At 72.7% G+C, this 15,078-nt stretch carries 20 protein-coding genes and 1 pseudogene; 13 read left to right on the top strand and 8 right to left on the bottom strand.

Going from position 1 to position 15,078, the window contains the following annotated elements:
- Positions 1 to 4: 4 nt before the first annotated feature.
- Both ACWF9Z_RS32565 and ACWF9Z_RS32560 read left to right on the top strand, forming a co-directional pair.
- Positions 5 to 595: a hypothetical protein gene (locus ACWF9Z_RS32565; protein ID WP_453608349.1), complete on the top strand. Its 591-nt coding sequence runs from the start codon at positions 5 to 7 to the stop codon at positions 593 to 595.
- A gap of 250 nt (positions 596 to 845) precedes the next feature.
- The gene (locus ACWF9Z_RS32560; RefSeq protein WP_453608346.1) at positions 846 to 1,793 is read left to right on the top strand and encodes a glycoside hydrolase family 16 protein; all 948 of its coding nucleotides are present in this window, start codon (positions 846 to 848) and stop codon (positions 1,791 to 1,793) included.
- A gap of 73 nt (positions 1,794 to 1,866) precedes the next feature.
- On the opposite strand, the gene ACWF9Z_RS32555 is transcribed toward ACWF9Z_RS32560, so the two are convergent.
- From ACWF9Z_RS32555 to ACWF9Z_RS32540, 4 genes are all read right to left on the bottom strand, one after another.
- Positions 1,867 to 2,343, bottom strand: coding sequence for a hypothetical protein (locus tag ACWF9Z_RS32555; RefSeq protein WP_453608344.1), 477 nt, complete (start codon positions 2,341 to 2,343; stop codon positions 1,867 to 1,869).
- A gap of 91 nt (positions 2,344 to 2,434) precedes the next feature.
- The gene (locus ACWF9Z_RS32550; RefSeq protein ID WP_453608340.1) at positions 2,435 to 2,788 is read right to left on the bottom strand and encodes a hypothetical protein; all 354 of its coding nucleotides are present in this window, start codon (positions 2,786 to 2,788) and stop codon (positions 2,435 to 2,437) included.
- Positions 2,785 to 3,465, bottom strand: coding sequence for a hypothetical protein (locus tag ACWF9Z_RS32545; protein WP_453608337.1), 681 nt, complete (start codon positions 3,463 to 3,465; stop codon positions 2,785 to 2,787). The genes ACWF9Z_RS32550 and ACWF9Z_RS32545 overlap by 4 nt, the downstream gene beginning before the upstream one ends.
- Complete coding sequence (locus ACWF9Z_RS32540) at positions 3,456 to 4,118, bottom strand: RNA polymerase sigma factor (RefSeq protein WP_453608334.1); 663 nt, start codon at positions 4,116 to 4,118, stop codon at positions 3,456 to 3,458. The genes ACWF9Z_RS32545 and ACWF9Z_RS32540 overlap by 10 nt, the downstream gene beginning before the upstream one ends.
- A gap of 164 nt (positions 4,119 to 4,282) precedes the next feature.
- Between ACWF9Z_RS32540 and ACWF9Z_RS32535 the strand changes: the two genes are divergently transcribed.
- The 6 genes from ACWF9Z_RS32535 (at position 4,283) to ACWF9Z_RS32510 (ending at position 7,655) form a co-directional block, all read left to right on the top strand.
- Positions 4,283 to 4,762, top strand: coding sequence for an Asp23/Gls24 family envelope stress response protein (locus ACWF9Z_RS32535; protein WP_453608331.1), 480 nt, complete (start codon positions 4,283 to 4,285; stop codon positions 4,760 to 4,762).
- 68 nt (positions 4,763 to 4,830) lie between these two features.
- A complete protein-coding gene (locus ACWF9Z_RS32530) occupies positions 4,831 to 5,010 on the top strand; it encodes a hypothetical protein (RefSeq protein WP_453608328.1) in 180 nt (59 codons plus the stop codon).
- Positions 5,007 to 5,408: an Asp23/Gls24 family envelope stress response protein gene (locus tag ACWF9Z_RS32525; protein ID WP_453608325.1), complete on the top strand. Its 402-nt coding sequence runs from the start codon at positions 5,007 to 5,009 to the stop codon at positions 5,406 to 5,408. The genes ACWF9Z_RS32530 and ACWF9Z_RS32525 overlap by 4 nt, the downstream gene beginning before the upstream one ends.
- 34 nt (positions 5,409 to 5,442) lie before the next feature.
- On the top strand, positions 5,443 to 6,093 hold the full coding sequence (locus tag ACWF9Z_RS32520) for a DUF6286 domain-containing protein (protein WP_453608323.1): 651 nt from the start codon (positions 5,443 to 5,445) through the stop codon (positions 6,091 to 6,093).
- A gap of 51 nt (positions 6,094 to 6,144) precedes the next feature.
- A complete protein-coding gene (locus ACWF9Z_RS32515; RefSeq protein ID WP_453608321.1) occupies positions 6,145 to 6,750 on the top strand; it encodes an alkaline shock response membrane anchor protein AmaP in 606 nt (201 codons plus the stop codon).
- A gap of 431 nt (positions 6,751 to 7,181) precedes the next feature.
- Positions 7,182 to 7,655, top strand: coding sequence for a DUF3618 domain-containing protein (locus ACWF9Z_RS32510; protein ID WP_453608318.1), 474 nt, complete (start codon positions 7,182 to 7,184; stop codon positions 7,653 to 7,655).
- A gap of 105 nt (positions 7,656 to 7,760) precedes the next feature.
- Here ACWF9Z_RS32510 and ACWF9Z_RS32505 read toward each other — a convergent pair whose 3' ends face one another.
- Both ACWF9Z_RS32505 and ACWF9Z_RS32500 read right to left on the bottom strand, forming a co-directional pair.
- A complete protein-coding gene (locus ACWF9Z_RS32505; RefSeq protein ID WP_453608315.1) occupies positions 7,761 to 8,267 on the bottom strand; it encodes a pyridoxamine 5'-phosphate oxidase family protein in 507 nt (168 codons plus the stop codon).
- Between the two features lie 128 nt (positions 8,268 to 8,395).
- A complete protein-coding gene (locus tag ACWF9Z_RS32500) occupies positions 8,396 to 8,722 on the bottom strand; it encodes an STAS domain-containing protein (protein ID WP_453608312.1) in 327 nt (108 codons plus the stop codon).
- A gap of 370 nt (positions 8,723 to 9,092) precedes the next feature.
- Here ACWF9Z_RS32500 and ACWF9Z_RS32495 point away from each other — a divergent pair, with 370 nt between their 5' ends.
- Positions 9,093 to 9,854: a response regulator gene (locus ACWF9Z_RS32495; protein WP_453608309.1), complete on the top strand. Its 762-nt coding sequence runs from the start codon at positions 9,093 to 9,095 to the stop codon at positions 9,852 to 9,854.
- Positions 9,855 to 9,940: 86 nt separating this feature from the next.
- Here ACWF9Z_RS32495 and ACWF9Z_RS32490 read toward each other — a convergent pair whose 3' ends face one another.
- Positions 9,941 to 10,111 carry a hypothetical protein gene (locus ACWF9Z_RS32490; RefSeq protein WP_453608307.1) on the bottom strand — a complete coding sequence of 57 codons (171 nt, stop codon included), beginning with the start codon at positions 10,109 to 10,111 and terminating at the stop codon, positions 9,941 to 9,943.
- 70 nt (positions 10,112 to 10,181) lie between these two features.
- Here ACWF9Z_RS32490 and ACWF9Z_RS32485 point away from each other — a divergent pair.
- The 3 genes and pseudogenes from ACWF9Z_RS32485 to ACWF9Z_RS32475 all read left to right on the top strand — a co-directional run.
- Positions 10,182 to 10,334, top strand: a pseudogene (locus ACWF9Z_RS32485) (universal stress protein); the annotation flags it as partial.
- A 172-nt stretch (positions 10,335 to 10,506) separates the two neighbouring features.
- On the top strand, positions 10,507 to 11,397 hold the full coding sequence (locus ACWF9Z_RS32480) for a universal stress protein (protein WP_453608304.1): 891 nt from the start codon (positions 10,507 to 10,509) through the stop codon (positions 11,395 to 11,397).
- Positions 11,398 to 11,448: 51 nt separating this feature from the next.
- Positions 11,449 to 12,435, top strand: coding sequence for an Acg family FMN-binding oxidoreductase (locus tag ACWF9Z_RS32475; protein WP_453608300.1), 987 nt, complete (start codon positions 11,449 to 11,451; stop codon positions 12,433 to 12,435).
- Positions 12,436 to 12,592: 157 nt separating this feature from the next.
- Here the strand turns inward: ACWF9Z_RS32475 and ACWF9Z_RS32470 are convergent, their stop codons facing one another.
- Positions 12,593 to 13,864: an MFS transporter gene (locus tag ACWF9Z_RS32470; RefSeq protein WP_453608297.1), complete on the bottom strand. Its 1,272-nt coding sequence runs from the start codon at positions 13,862 to 13,864 to the stop codon at positions 12,593 to 12,595.
- Between the two features lie 827 nt (positions 13,865 to 14,691).
- On the opposite strand from ACWF9Z_RS32470, the gene ACWF9Z_RS32465 reads away from it, so the two are divergent.
- Positions 14,692 to 15,078 (top strand): SAV_915 family protein, encoded by a 387-nt coding sequence (locus ACWF9Z_RS32465; RefSeq protein WP_453608295.1) that lies wholly within the window; start codon positions 14,692 to 14,694, stop codon positions 15,076 to 15,078.

Here is a 15,078-nt window from a genome sequence, read left to right as displayed (position 1 = left end):
GACAATGACGCTCCTGGAGATGGGTGGTGCGGAAGTTCAGCGGCGCTTGGCCGGTTGGCCCGAAGGCGACGCCCCGTGCGGCGTGGCGGCCGCCGGCTTCGACACGGCGGTCGCGGTCTTCGACGCGGTGGCCGCGGGCCTCGATGCGGTGGCCCCGGGCTTCGACGCGGTGGTCGCGGGTTTCGACGCGGCGGCCGAGTTCTTCGTCTGGGGCGTCGCGGACCGCGCGGCCGTCCGGGGCGAGGACGACGTGGCCGACGGCGTGGGCGACGGCGCGGCCGGCCACGAAGGCTGCGCGGGTACGCCCATCGCCGGGGCGTCCGCCTGCACACCGATCAGGCTGCTGCCCATGGCGACCGCCAGGATCGCGCCGATGACGGAAACCGGCCAGCCGAGGCCTCGCAGCAGACGCCCGCGCAGACCCGACTGGTCGACGAACACCGGGGCTGGAGCAGGCTCCTCGAAGTTCGATCCGGACACGTCAGGCGACGCCTGGTGGGCCGATTCACGGGAGACGGGAGTGATGACTGGGCGCACCTTGCGAGGCCTTTCAGTGCACGGCACGAAGACCGGGGGACAGCAGGGCGCACGCTAATGCACTGGCCTGAATCAACATGGTCTCGATGTCTGGATTTAGCCGATCCGCGCAGATGTTGTTCTCGGATCGAGACCCAGATCGGCAGTACCGGCCAGTAGACGCGCCAGTACGGTCGCCGGGGGTGCGAAGTCCGCCTCGGCGTTCGTGCAGGTCAGCCCGCACCCTAGGATGACCCCCTCGTCCGACCCGTCGTCGATCCCCGTGCAAGGCGTGTGCAGGCACCGCCTCTACGCCCCCAGGAGCCCGTGTGAGCCAGCCCCGCCGCACCTCTCGTCGCCGCGCGTGGATCGCGCTCACCCTGCCCGCCCTGCTGTGCGTGCTCGCCGCGTGTTCCGGCGGCCCCGCCGGCCCCGGTGACGATGCCGCCGCGACCGCCCCCAGCGCGTCGCCGACCCCGTCCGGACCGCCGGGAACCCTGTTCGACGCCTTCCGCTACAGCGGCCCCGAAGACCCCGCGCTCACCGCCCACGGCTGGGAGGTCCGGACCGGCGGGGGCGGCCCGGGGATCAAGGACACCTGGTCCGCCGGCGGCGTCGGCTTCCCCTCCGACCCGACCGCGCAGGGGGGCACGGCCCTGCAACTGCGTTCCTCCACCGACGGCACGAAGCAGGGCACCCAGCAGGCCGAGGTGCAGAGCACCGGCAAGAACCTCTTCACGGGGACCTTCGCCGCTCGGGTCCATTTCAGCGACAAGCCCACGACCGGCCGCAACGGCGACCACGTCGTCCAGACCTTCTTTCCGATCTCCCCCTCGGACTCCTCGCCCGACTACAGCGAACTCGACTACGAGTACCTGCCGAACGGCGGCTGGGGTTCGGTGGGCCCGCGGCTCGACACCGTCACCTGGTACAAGGCCGATCCGCCGGACCGGGTCAGCCACACGCTAAAGCAGCACCTCGAGGGGTGGCACGTCCTGCTGGTCACCGCCGTGAACGGAAAGGTCACCTACTCCCTGGACGGCAAGGAGGTGTTCACGAGCTCCGGCACGTACGTCCCGCGCGAGAAGATGGACGTTCACTTCAGCAACTGGTTCATCGACCTCCCCTTCACGGGTGGTCCGCGCGCCTGGGACGTGAAGGTCAACTGGTTCTACTACAAGGCCGATGAGGCCCTCTCCCAGGCCGATGTCCAGAAAACGGTGGACGGCTTCTACAGCGCCGGTACCCACTTCGTGAACACCGTGCCACAGTCCTGACCCCGGTCCGGGCCCGTCCGACGCGCGCCCGCGTCCCGGAGAAGCCGCGCGGCGCGTGGAGGGCGTCCTCCGCTCACTCCACGATCGCGATCGCGATCGCCGCACCGTCGTGCCGGAGGACGTCCGCGTCCGCCGGACCGTCCGCCGTGTGCTCCCAGACGCGCACGTACGCGGCCTTCGCGGCCCAGGCCCCCAAGTCCGCGGTGTCGGCGCTGTAGTCCTGCCAGGTCCTGCCCCGCTCGCCGCGGCGGCTGTCCGGCCTGGACTCCCACACGGTGACGGTCGTGACCCGGCGCAGCTCTTGCCGGAACAGGTCGTCGGGGTCGGCCGGCGAGCTCGGGGCCCGCAGGGATCCGAGTCGGCTCAGGCCCAGGTAGGCGAGCGAGTACGCGACGGCCTCCCCGCCCGCGTCCCACGGGTCGGGCGGCAACGTGACGGCGTTCCCCGCGTAGTACGTCGCCTCGTACAGCGTGGCGTCGTACGGCGTGGTGTTCTGCGGCGTGGCGTCGTGCGGCGTCGCCGCGGTCGTCGGGCCGGCGTGGTCTGCCATGACCCCATTGTCCGCCGTTTCCGGCGGCTCGCCCGTGTTCCTCCCCCGCCCCGGACGGGGACCACGTGCGCGGGGCGTGCGAGCCGTCGGTTCACACGGTGCGGGTGACGGTGACCAGGACGGTGACGGGAACGCTCGCGCCCTGCTGGGTCAGGCAGGCGGTGACCCCGGTCCGCACGGCCTCGCGCACCTGTCGGGCGACGTCGACGAGGCGACGGTCGGCGTGCAGGACGCAGCGCACCTCCACGTGCCATCCGCCTTCCGGGGTGTGCCGGCAGCGGATGCCGGCCGCCGCGCCGTGCGCGGTGGTTCCCGCCGTCACGGCGCGGGAGGCCGCGAGAGCCAGCCGGTCGGCGAGCGCGGGCTGGAGCGCGGCCACACCGGAAGCTCCGAGGGCCGCCTCGGCCGCCGCCTGCTGGATGTACTCGCGGTGGGAGGCGTTCATCGGTCGCTCAGCTCGAACCGCTCGGCGCGCGGCCCACGGAGGGGTTCCAGTACGGCGTTGATTTCCAGGTCGACGGCGGTGACGGTGAGACCGAGGGAGTGCTCAGCCGCGTAGAAGACGGCCTGGCGCACCTTCTCGGCCCGTTCCCGCAACGGCTGGTCGAGCGCGGCCGCCACCGTGATGGCGACGACGTGGACGGGGAGCCCCTCGCGCACCGGGATCAGGCGGCAGCTGGCAGCGCGGGCGCCGGGGACGGTGTCGGCGGCCCGGCGCAGCACTTTGGCAGCGGCGGTCTCGGCGATGCGCAGATTGCGATCGGGATCGTCGAGCCAGAGCATGGCCCCCAGGCGTACCTCGGCCCGTACCGCGTTGATGACGCGGTTGGCGAGGCGGTGGCCGTCGGGCTGTTCCTCGGCGCGCAGCGCACGAGTGGCCCGGTCCAGGGCGGCCAGCCCTCGGACGGCCTCCAGGCAGTACGGGCAGCTGACGCCGTGCGGGTCCGCCGCACCGGCGGGGTCGCGGGCCCGGTCCCAGGCGTGGCCGAGGGAGCGGCCACAGGGCAGCGGTTCCGCGGCGGCCGGCGGCTCGGCGTCGGGGATCCGGGGCGCCCGCGCCCTCGTGGCGCCCACGCTCTCGGGCTCGTCGTGGAAGGTGGGGTGCGGGTCGTCTAGCGCCATGGGCGCATCGCCTCCATCAGAGCGCGTCGTGCGCGAAAGAGTCTGCCGCGCACCGCCTGTTCGCTGCTGCCCACCACGTGGGCGATCTCTTCGTAGTGCAGGCCGTGCAGTTCGCGCAGGACCCAGCACGCGCGCAGCTCGGGGCGCAGTTCCAGGAGCGCTCGCGCCAGCGCGGCCCCCGCCGCGTCCGATTCGGCGACCCTGGGCGGTGAGCTGTCCGCATCCACGGCAGCGGGTTCGGGGACGACGTCCAGGGGCAGAGGGCGGGGCCGCTGACGCAACGTGTTGAGGCAGCGGTTCGTGACGATGCGGTACATCCAGGTGCCGAACGAGGCGCCGTGGTGGAATTCCGGCAGCCTCCTCCAGGCGCTGAGGAAGGAGTCCTGGACGGCGTCCTCGGCGTCCGCGCTGTTGCCGAGCAGGCGCTGGGCGAGGGCGAGCAGGCGGCCACCGTGCCGGCGGACCAGTACGGCGAAAGCTTCCTCGTCGCCTTCGGAAGCCCGTACCGCCAGGACACCGTCGTCCAGGCGACCGGCGGCGTCCCGGTCCGCGGCGACGTCGGCGATCGGCCGCGGCGCCGGCCGTGGTGCCGGCCGCAGCGGGAGGGCCTCGCCGCCGTACCGGGGCGGGGCGGGTCTGGTCCGATTGCGCATCCGCCGCTCGCTTTCTGCCGGAGACGGTCGTCGCGGCCCGCGTACGCACTCCTCGATGGTATGCGGCGTGCGTCGCACGAGCCCGGTGAGGAATACCGCCGCGGTGTGTCTAAAGCATGAGGGCACCGCACCGGCGCCCGAACGGACACCCTGGGGAGATCCTCATGTCGGACACCATCAACCCCATCGCGGGCGGGAGCGGCCCGCGCCCTGCGGGCAAGGCCCTCACGGGCCACACCGGCGCCGGGACGGATCCCGAGACGCGGGGCCGGACGACCATCGCCGACAGCGTCGTCGAAAAGATCGTGGGAATGGCCACCCGTGAGGTGCCGGGCATCCACAGCCTCGGCTCGGGCATGGCCCGCACGCTCGGAGCGGTGACGGACAAGGTCCCCGGCGGGCGCACCAACGTGGGGCGCGGCGTGAAGGTCGAGGTGGGCGAGCGGCAGGCCGCCGTCGATCTCGACGTGGTCGTGGAGTACGGCGTCGCCATCGTGGACATCGCCGCCGACGTCCGCACCAGCGTCATCACGGCCGTGGAACGCATGACGGGTCTGGAAGTCGTCGAAGTGAACATCACCGTCGACGACGTCCACCTGCCCGACGAGGAGGACGACGACGAGGGCGAGGGCCGCGTGCAGTGACCCCTCCCAGCCCGCGGCGTCCCGCCGTCGGGCCGAGAAGCGAACGACGTGAAATCAAGGTGAGTGAGATGAGCGCAGCAACGACGGGCCTGCTCGCCGGCATGGCCCTGGGCTTCGCCGCATTCTTCGGCGGCTTCTGGGCGTTCCTGCTGGTGGCCTTCCTGGGCCTGCTGGGCCTGATCATCGGCCGCGTGCTGCAGGGTGACCTGGACCTCTCCGACCTCACGCGCTCCCGGAACCGGCAGTGACCTCGCAGCCCGCCGCTGCCTCCCCCGGCGGAGCAGCAGCCACCCGGCCGGTCCTGCCGGCCGCGGAACGCGGCGCCACAGTGATCCCGGTCAAGGTGGTGGCCCGCATCGCGGCCCGCGCCGCGCGGGAGGCTCTGGCGACGAACCCGGACACGTCAGACGTTCACACGAAGCTGGGCGCTCCGAACGCCTCGGTCACCGTCGGGAGCGGCACGGCCCGTCTGGCACTGACGCTGGACCTGCCCTACCCGATCGACCTCGCCGGCGCCTCCCGCCAGGTGCAGGAGTACGTCAGCGAGCGGGTCGCCCGTCTGACCGGGATGCGCGTCACGGAAGTCACCCTCGCCATCGAGCACCTGGTTCCCTCCGGCGGCCCGGCAGGCCGACGCGTGCAGTGAACCGCCCGCAGGCACACCGGGAAGGAGAGCCGGTATGAAACGGGACCAAGACCCACCGGCCGGGACGGAGCAGGCCGGCGCGACCGACGAGGCCACCTCCCGCACGGTGGGACAGCCGGCACAGGAGCCTTCGCCCGGTCCACGACCGCCCGTCGGGCGCCCGTGGTCCGCACGCCGGATACCCGCCGCGGTGACCGCCCTGCTCATCGGGGCCGTGGCGGGGATCCTCCTGTTCGACATCGTCAGGGCCCGTACGGGCCGGGCCACCGCGGCATGGCGCACGGACCTGGCCGACGAACTGGCCACGCGCCCGCTGGATGACACCTGGATACGGATCGGGGCGGTCGTCATGGGCCTCCTCGGACTCTGGCTCCTCGTCCTCGCCCTCACCCCTGGCCTGCGGCACCAGTTGCCCCTCGCCTCCCCCGACGCGCGGACGCGCGGCGTGCTGGACCGCGAGGCCGCGGAACTCCGTCTGCGGGACGCCGCCCTGCGTGTCCCCGGGGTCAGCGCGGCCAGGATCCGGGTCTCCCGACACCGTGCCCGCGCACGGGCGGACGTGCGTTTCCGTTCCCCCGCCGACGTCAAGGCCGATCTCCTGGTCGCTCTGCGCGAGGAGATCGACCGGCTTGCCCTCGCCCGCCCTCCCGGGCTCGCCGTGCACGTACGCCCACGCCGGAAGTGACCGCTCGCCGACATGGCACGGCCGAGCAGCGAAAGACAGGAAACGGATCCCATGAAGAGGAAATCCGCAGTCAACCGCGTCCTGCTGGCCCTGACAGGCATCGTCCTGCTCGGCGCAGGCATCCTGATCCTGGCGGGCGGCTTCGACCTGTACCGGCGCTGGCGGGTGACACCACCCGAGGGCTGGCGCCTGAGCATTCCCCAAGCGGTCCTGCTCTCCGACGCCGATCGCACCCGCTGGATGGACGAAGGTTGGTGGTGGCCCACCGTCATCGCCGTTCTGGCCGTCGTCGTGCTGCTCGCCCTGTGGTGGCTGCTGGCGCAACTGCGCCGCACGCACCCGGGCCACATCCCCGTGGGGGGACCACCCGCCGTGGACGGTGTGGAACTGCGCGAGCGCGTCCTCAGCGACGCTCTGGCCGCCGACGCCGGACAACAGCCCGGCGTCCACAAGGTCCGGGCACGGATGGACGGTTCGGCCAAGCATCCGGAAGCCCACCTCGACCTCACCCTCACCCCCGACGGCGAGCCCGGCCCGGTCCTCCAGGCGCTGGGCGACGGCGCGTTGGAACGCGCCCGCCGATCCACCGGCCAGACCCTGCTCCCCGCGACGGTGCAGCTGCGGGCAACTCCCCACAAGGCCCACCGCGCCGACTGAGCCACCTGCCCGACCGCGCCCCGCGGACCCGCGGACGGGCCTGCTTGTGTACGACCGTGCCCCGGCAGGGGCGTGGGAGGTGAAAGAGATGGCGGCAGGCAAGACCGGCGGTCGTGCTGGCCATCGCCGACATCGATCTCGTCCGTCTCGATCTCGGCCCGCTAGGGCCTCTCTTTCCGCCGCGGAACTGAACCGAGCCGAACTGAGCTGAGCCGAACTGGACAAGTGAACCGAATCGCGCACGGGCCGGAGGGCTCGTCGTGCGTCGTGCTGCACCCGAGTGGAGTAGAGCACCAGCTCGGCGCCGGGAATCCGGCCGCCCGCCGCGCGATGATCACAGCAGGGGGCCTTCGACCGCCGGCACGCGGACGTGCCCGAGCGCACCAGCAACGACGCCGCGGCCGCCACGGCCGGGATGGAGAAGTACACCGATGACCAGCCAGCACGACGGTAACGAGCCCTCTTCCCCCGCTGGAGATCCGCCGGAGAAGGAGCGCACGCAGGGCGCACCCGGCCCAGCCGGAGACCCGTCAGCCGACGGCAGGACCACGGCCAAGGAGAAGACCGCCGAGCTCAAGGAGCACACCATCGCCAGGGCCAGGCAGGCCGGCGCCCAGGTCCGTGAAAAGGCCGGCCACGCGACGGAGCTGGCGAAGAGCAAGACGCCCGAGCCTCTCCTGAGCACGGCAACCCACACCGCGGCGCACGTCCGCGACACCGCGGCGCACGTCCGCGACAGCGCATCCCGCGCCGGACACCTCGCAGCCGACAAGACCCCTGACGCCGTCCGCGAGAGGGCCTATCAAGCGGCGCACGCGGCGGGATCCAAGTGGACCCCCGTGCTCTCGGCGGGGCTCGCCCTTCTCATCTTCCTCCTCGTGCGCCACAGTCGGCGGAACCGCTGAAAGCACCGAAGGGACCGCTCGGCCCTGCCCACGCCGGGGTACGGGGCGGGGGCAGGGTCTGGGTCGGGGTCTGAGTGGGGATCGGGGGCGGGGTCTGGGTCGGGGTCAGCCGCAGATCGCCGGGGCGGGCGACGGGGGTACGGCCTCCAGCCGGAAACCCGTGACGAGGTCCGGGCGGATCCGCAGGGCGCTGGTCGTCTGTGGTGCCGCCCAGGGGCGCAGGAGGCCGGCGTACCGGTCGGCATCCTGCGCGCCGTCGACCGGTCGGGCGTAGCCGGTGACGACGACGCTCCAGCCGAGGTGGGTCTCGGGGTCGATGACGTCCGCCTCGTACGCCACCACCACGCCGGGCGCGTCGGCGGGCGCGTCGCCGGGCGCCGCCCATGAGGCGGGCGCCCCGCCTTCGGGGATCCGGATGATGATGTCCTCGCCCTCGACGCGGTGGTTCACCGGCCGGACGGCGGGCAGCGCGTGCCGCGTGAAGACGATGCGCCCCAGCGACACCGTGGCGAGGAGCCCGAGGGCCTCCGCCGTGTCCAGCTCCCGCATGTGCCGGGCGGCCGCGGTGCCGCCGGTGCGCCCGGCGGGACGCCGTATGCCTTCCTGGTCCATGATGCGTACCTTCGTCCGGCCCCGCTCGGTCATCACGTTTTCCGGCCTCTCCGCCCTCCTCTTGATCCACCGGTGGGACCAGGGCCACAAGGTCCCCTGCCGGGGCGCGGACCCGATCGGCTCGGCGCTCACGAGACGACGAGCCTCAGGTCGCGGTCGGCACCGAGCACCCGGATGGACTGGACCACCCGGGATGGCACGTCGCACAGGAGGAGCCGCGTCCCCGCCGCACGGCAGTGACCGTCCAGCCGGGTCAGGAGGTCGATGCCCGCACTGTCGCAGAAGGAGAGGCCGCGCAGGTCCAGCACGAGGTTCCGGTGCCCGGATCCCGCGAGTTCGCACAGGCGCGGCCCCAGCTGCCCGGCCGTGTAGAAGTCGAGCTCTCCGGCCAGGGCGACGCGCAGGCCGCGGTCGTCCCGGGCCACGGTCCTCAGGTCGATCAAAGCAGTCGTCATGGCGGCCTCCGCGCTGCGTGCGGCTCCGTGGAGTCGCACCCTTCCCGTGCGCCCCCAGTCCATCCGGTGCCGCGCCCGTCCGGGAAGGTCCGGCAGGCCCTCCGGACAGGGCCGAAGGTCCCTTCCCGGAGGGCCCGGCCGGTCCCCGTCGCCGGGAGCCGCCGCCCGACGAGGGCCGGTCCGGCCCGCCGGAGCAGCGGGCGGCGGCCTCCACGGCCGCGTCGACGCTGCGGCTCGTGCACGCGGCTCGTGCACGCGGCCGACCGGGCCGCTCGCCCCCTCCCCGGCTCGCCGGGTGCACCTGTCACCCTCCTGGGACAATGCGGAGGGAAGCATGCTCACGCGACGTCATGCGGATCAGGCGGCGACCATGTCCGACGTACCGAGCGCCTCCGCGCAGGCGCCCATCAAGGTGTTCCTGCTCGACGATCACGAGGTGGTCCGGCGGGGGCTGCGGGACCTGCTCGACGCCGAGGCGGACATCACCGTCGTGGGCGAGGCGGGCACGGCGGACCAGGCCCTGGCCCGCGGACCTGCGCTGCGCCCCGACGTCGCGGTCCTCGACGTCCGGCTGCCCGACGGTGACGGGATCACGGTGTGCCGGGAGCTGCGCTCCCGGTTGCCCGACCTGGCCTGCCTGATGCTGACGTCCTTCGACGACGAGGACGCCCTGCTGGACGCGATCATGGCAGGGGCGGCCGGGTACGTACTGAAGCAGATCAAGGGGACGGACCTGGTCTCCGCCGTCCGGACGGTCGCCACCGGGCAGTCGATGCTCGACCCGGCGACGACCGCCCGCCTGATGCACTCCCTGCGCGACCCGGATGCCTCCAAGACGCCCGAGGACACTCGCCTGGCCGCCCTCTCCGAACGGGAGCGCGCCGTCCTCGGACTGATCGGTGACGGCCTCACCAACCGGCAGATCGCCACACAGCTCTACCTCTCGGAGAAGACCGTCAAGAACCACATCTCCCGGCTGCTGGGCAAGCTGGGAGTCGAACGGAGGGTCCAGGCAGCAGTCATCGCGGCTCAGGTCCACGACCAGGGGCACGACCAGGGGCACGACGGTGCGGGGCCGTCCGCGAGGGCGGCCGGGCGGACAGGTTCCGGATCGTCCGGTCCGCCACGGTGACCCTGGACGCTCGTGTGCCGGGCCGGGCAGGCAGGGCCGGGCGGGCAGGGCGGGTGGGCAGGCAGGCGGGCCGCCGACGGCTGTGGTCACGGCGGCGGCGCGGCGAGCGGCACCCACCACTCGAGACGCGTGCCCGGCTCCTGTGCGCCGCGCGAGGTGACCTCCATGCGGCCGCCGAGCCGTTCGGCGGGCTCGGCGAGATTGCGCAGCCCACTGCGCGGGCCTCCCTCGGGCAGGCCCACTCCGTTGTCCGTCACCAGCACGGTGACGACGCCGCCCTCCACGACGATCGACGCCTCCGCGCGCGTGGCCCTGGCATGGCGCGCGGGCGATCATCTCGTCCGGGCTTCCCGGGGTGCCGGACTGCTCGTCGTGGGCCGCCGTGCGCACCGCTCCCCCCTCGGCGCGCACCTGGGCGCGGTGACTCACGCGGTCCTGCACCACGCGGCCGCTCCCGTGGCCGTCGTCGCCCACGAGTGACGGACGACGTCGTTGTCGGTCCGGGGACGTTCAGCGGCACCACCCTGCCGTGCCCGGGCCGCAGCCCGTGACGGAGCCGATCGGTCCCCGATGGGACCAGTCGGCCCTTCCCCGGAACCCTGCCACCGGCGGAGTCTGGAACAGTCGGCCATCACGGCCCAGGAGGAACGCCATGTCGAACCGGATCACCGTGGGTCTGGACGGAACGGACGTCGGCAGCGCCGCAGCCGACTGGGCGGCCCACGAGGCCGACCTGCGCGGCGCCGGCCTGGAACTCGTCCACGCCGAGGACTGGGCGCAGTACGGACCCTTCGCCGTTCCGCTCCCCGAACCGCGCCGTCAGTGGGCGAAGGACCTCCTTTCGCTCACCCGGAACCGGCTGCTGCGCGAGCACCCCGCGCTCGAGATCAGTACCCGCGGCACGGAGGGCGTCGCGGCGGCTTCGGCCCTGGCCTCGGCCGCGGCGGACGCGGACCTGCTCGTTCTCGGCTCGCGTGGTCGCGGCTCCCTCGCCGGATTCCTCATGGGCTCGACCGGCTCGGCGACGATCCCCGAGACCGACACCCCCGTGGTCCTCGTACGCTCCGCCTCCGTCGACGGCTCGCACCGCCCGGCCGCGCACGTGGACGACGCCGGGCCGGTGGTCCTCGGCGTGGACGTGCGCAGCGACTGCGACCGGCTCCTCGCCTTCGCCTGCGAGGAGGCGGAACGGCGGGACTGCCCGCTCGTCGTCGTCCACGGCTGGTCGCTCCCGCCCGGCTTCTCCCACGCTCCCGGTCCCGGTCTCGGCTCCGGTGCCACCGGGGATGCGTCCGACGGCCTCCAGGGCGGCCTCCGCACCCTGCTGAGTCCCTGGGAGCAGAAGTACCCGCGACTCGCCGTCGATGCGCGCGCGGTCATCGGGAAGCCCGCCCTCCAGATCCTGGACGCCGCATCCGGCGCGGCACTCGTCGTGGTCGGACGGCGCATCCGCCGCTCGGCGCTCGGCCCCCGTATCGGCCCCGTCACCCACGCGGTGATGCACCACGCCACCTCACCGGTCGCCGTCGTGGCACACGACTGAGCCCCCACGACTGAACCCCACCGCGGAGACCCCACAGACAGGACCAGTCCCGTGACCGCACCCCGCATCACCACCGAGACCGTCGCCCAGCTCGTCGGTGACGCCGTCACCGCCCCGTCCATGCACAACGCCCAGCCGTGGAAGTTCGTGTACCGCTCCGACAGCGGCACCGTCGAGCTGCACGGTGATCCGGAACGCGCCATGACGCGTAGCGACCCTGACCACCGCGCTCTGCACGTCGGTTGTGCGGCAGCCCTGTTCAACCTGCGCGTGTCCGCGGTCCACCGCGGCCTGCGGGCGCGCGTGCGGCTGCTGCCCGACGACGCGCGACCGTGGCTGCTGGCCGAGGCGGTCATCGACGGCCCCTCCGGCGAGGACGACGAGCTGGCGGCCCTGCACGACGCTCTCGGCCGCCGGCACACCAGCCGCTTCCCGTTCAGCGACGAGCCGGTGCCGGACGCCGTCATGGACGGCCTGAGGAGCGCCGCCCGTCTGGAGGGCTGCCGGCTGACCCTTCCGGGCGACTGGCACCTGGAGACCGTGCTCGGGCTGGTGCGCGACGCCGAGCACCGGGAGGAGACCGACCCGCTCGTCCGCGCGGAGACCTCTGCCTGGACCTCCGCGCAGCCCACGACCGGCACGCGCCACGACGGCATTCCCGCCGCCGCCTTCGGTCCGCGCAGCTCCGGAAGGCCCTCCCCCGTACGCGACTTCGGACGCGACCGGCCCACGCCGGACCGCCCCTGGGCCGTGTTCGAGAAGCGCCCTCAGCTCGCCCTGCTCGGCACCTCGACGGACACGCGGGTCGACTGGCTGCGGGCCGGCCAGGCGCTGGAGCGCGTCCTCCTCCAGGCAACCGCCGACGGCCTCGCGACGTCGATGACCTCCCAGCCCCTGGAGTGGCGGGAGCTGCGGTGGACGGTCCGCGACCCCGCCGAGGCCATGGGCCACGTCCAGATGGTCCTGCGCCTCGGCTACGGCCCGCAAGGACCGGACACCCCCCGCCGCCCCGTCGACGAGGTCCTGACGGTCGCATGACGCCCCGCAGACGATCCGCTCGGCGAACGATCCGCTCGGCGCCCGCCGGAGGCCACCTCCGTGCCCGCCGCTCGGGGCGCGAGGGCTAGCACGGCGGTGCGGAACGCGATGCCGGCGTGGAGCCGGCCTGGCCGTATCACCGGCCCTCCGGCCTGTTTCAGGACGCCTTCCGGTCGGCGGGCTTCTCGATCTCGGTGGTCATCCGTGCTCCCCGGAAGAGCACCGGGAGCCACAGGAGGCATGCCAGCAGGGGGACCGCGGCGTAGGTGGCCATGCCCGCACTGGAGCCCAGCCCGTCCATGAGCGTGCCGAGGACGAGGTAGCCGATGCCGATGAGCGCCGACTCCACGCATGCGATCATCGACAGCAGGCTCGCCCGGTGGCGCGACGGCACCGCCTCGTTGAACACGTTGTCCACGATCACGGCGGTGATCTCAGGGACTCCGACCAGGACCAGGAACGCGGCGATGGTGACCCAGACGAGGCCGAGGCCGCTCAGGCCGAGCGCCACGGCGAGAGCCAGGAGAGACACCGGGACGATGACCCGGTAGCCGACGCGCCGGTCCGCGCGGTCCGACAGCAGGGGAGTCAGCCCGCCGGCGAAGAATCCCGCCGATATGACCACGCTGACCCATGCGGTGCCCGCTCCCTGATCGGAGAGGGTCTTCTGCGTGAAAATGATGTACGGCGTCAACGTCGCATGCATCAATCCGGACACCACGACGAGCGTCACGAGTGCTGGCGTGGCGACCCGGAGCACGGCCCTCCATGCCGTGGCGTCGCCGTGCCCCTCCTTGGCTCCGTCCCGCTCGTCCACCGCGTCCGCGCCGCGGATCTCGGGCACCCGCGAGGTCAGCACCACCACGGCCAGGACGAGGCAGGCCGCCGGCCCGGCGTAGACGATTCCCCAGGAGATCTGCTGCAGTTGGCCGCCGAGGACGATGGCGACTCCCGAGGTGACCGTCCCGAGCATGGTGAACCGAGATCTGATCTTGACGTAGCCGGCCGTTGCACCACGACGCACGAGCAGGTCGTACAGCAGGGCGGTGTCCGAACCGGATACGCATGCCATGCCCACGCCCTGCCCGATGAACAGCGTCAGGAACACCCAGTAGTGGGTGGACGTCACCTGACCGAGCAGACATCCGGCTATCAGCACCTGGCCGATCACGATGCTGGCACGCCGGCCGATTCGGTCGGCGATGATTCCCGTCGGCAACTCCGCAAGTCCGCTGACCAGGTAGAGCAGCGTCTGGAGCAGGGCCACTTGCCCTGCGGAGAAGCCCCGTTGCTGCAGGAAGAGGACGAACACGCCGCGCTGGAACAGGGCGTTGGCGAGCACGGCGTACACGTAGAACGGGCGCGTGACGCTCCGTGCTCCATCGTCGACTGCAGCCGACCCGTCAAGGGCCTCCCTGGTGCCGGTCATACTGCGGACTCCCCCTGGTGACTCCGGTGATCATCGATCCGGCCGGGGCGGAATGCGGTACGAGGCGAGGCGGCGCCAAACCTGACCCCAACTGGTCATCCATGGGAAGCGCCGGCACCCCGGAGATGATCTCCACGGAACCCCTGCCGGCCCTCCGGCTGAAACGATCTCCACCCTACTGGCCTCGGCCCTGGCGGTGCAGCTGACTATCGCCGCGGCCCCTGCTCCATCGAGCACGACGCGGGCGTTCGCCCAGTGCCGCAGCGGGCGCGGCCAGGTGTGCCGCGGCAAGGCACCCTCGGGGCCCTGCATGCACAGGGCAGTGCGGATGGAGTCCAACCCGTCACACACGTAGGCCATGTCCTCACGCTGCTCCGATGAGTTGTCCCACGAAGCTGTCCCCCGCAGCCGACCCGCCGCGGCCGACCGGCACAGTGCCAGGACCGGTACTCCGCTGCTCCGCAGGAGACGCGGTTGCCCGGTCCGCCGTCCGGAGCCTGCCACGCCAGCACGGCGCACAGCTCGACCCGCCGAAGCCGGGCCCCGACGGCAGCCCGGTGAAGTGCTCCCATGCCGCCCAATACCCACCGGGGCCGATTCACTGACGGTCCTCTGACGCGGTCGGCCGCGTTTCTGACGCGTTGCTGACGCCTCGTGTCCCCGGCCGTCAGTACTCCGTATGAACTCCGGCCGGCGCCGTCAAGATCCTGTCAGGGGCCGACCACAGAGGCACTGGACCGGGGATAGCTTTCGAGTGGCCGCCCCGGACTGCCTCCCCGCATCCGGGCACCATCCTTCTCCCTTGACGGCTCCCCCAGGAGGGCCCCATGTGCCTGTTCCAGTACGACGACGACCCCGAGCCCGAGGAACGCGTCCCGGCCGGACTCTTCTACGTGCCCGTCCGGCCGGGAACTGCCGAGGTGGTGGTCCGCCTGTTCCGTACCCCGCTGGGTGCGCGGACCGCGGTCGGGTTCACGGACCCCGGCCGACTGGCGGCCACGCTCGGCGCGGAGCACCCGTGGATCAGGATCTCCGAACCGGCGCTCCGGGCGATGTCCGAGCCGCTCGGGGTGGAGACGCTGACCGTGGATCCGACGTTCACCGCACCTGCGGTCATCAGGTCCGTCACGGGGTCCGTCACCGGGTCCGTCACCAGTGGTTCCCCCTCGCTCGCCCCCAAGCCTCGGCGAGCCTCTTCGGCCCCGGCCGCGTGA

This window comes from Streptomyces sp. NPDC054961 (assembly GCF_053609145.1).
Note: the sequence above shows the minus strand (reverse complement) of the source record. Positions and strands in the feature narration are given on the sequence as shown.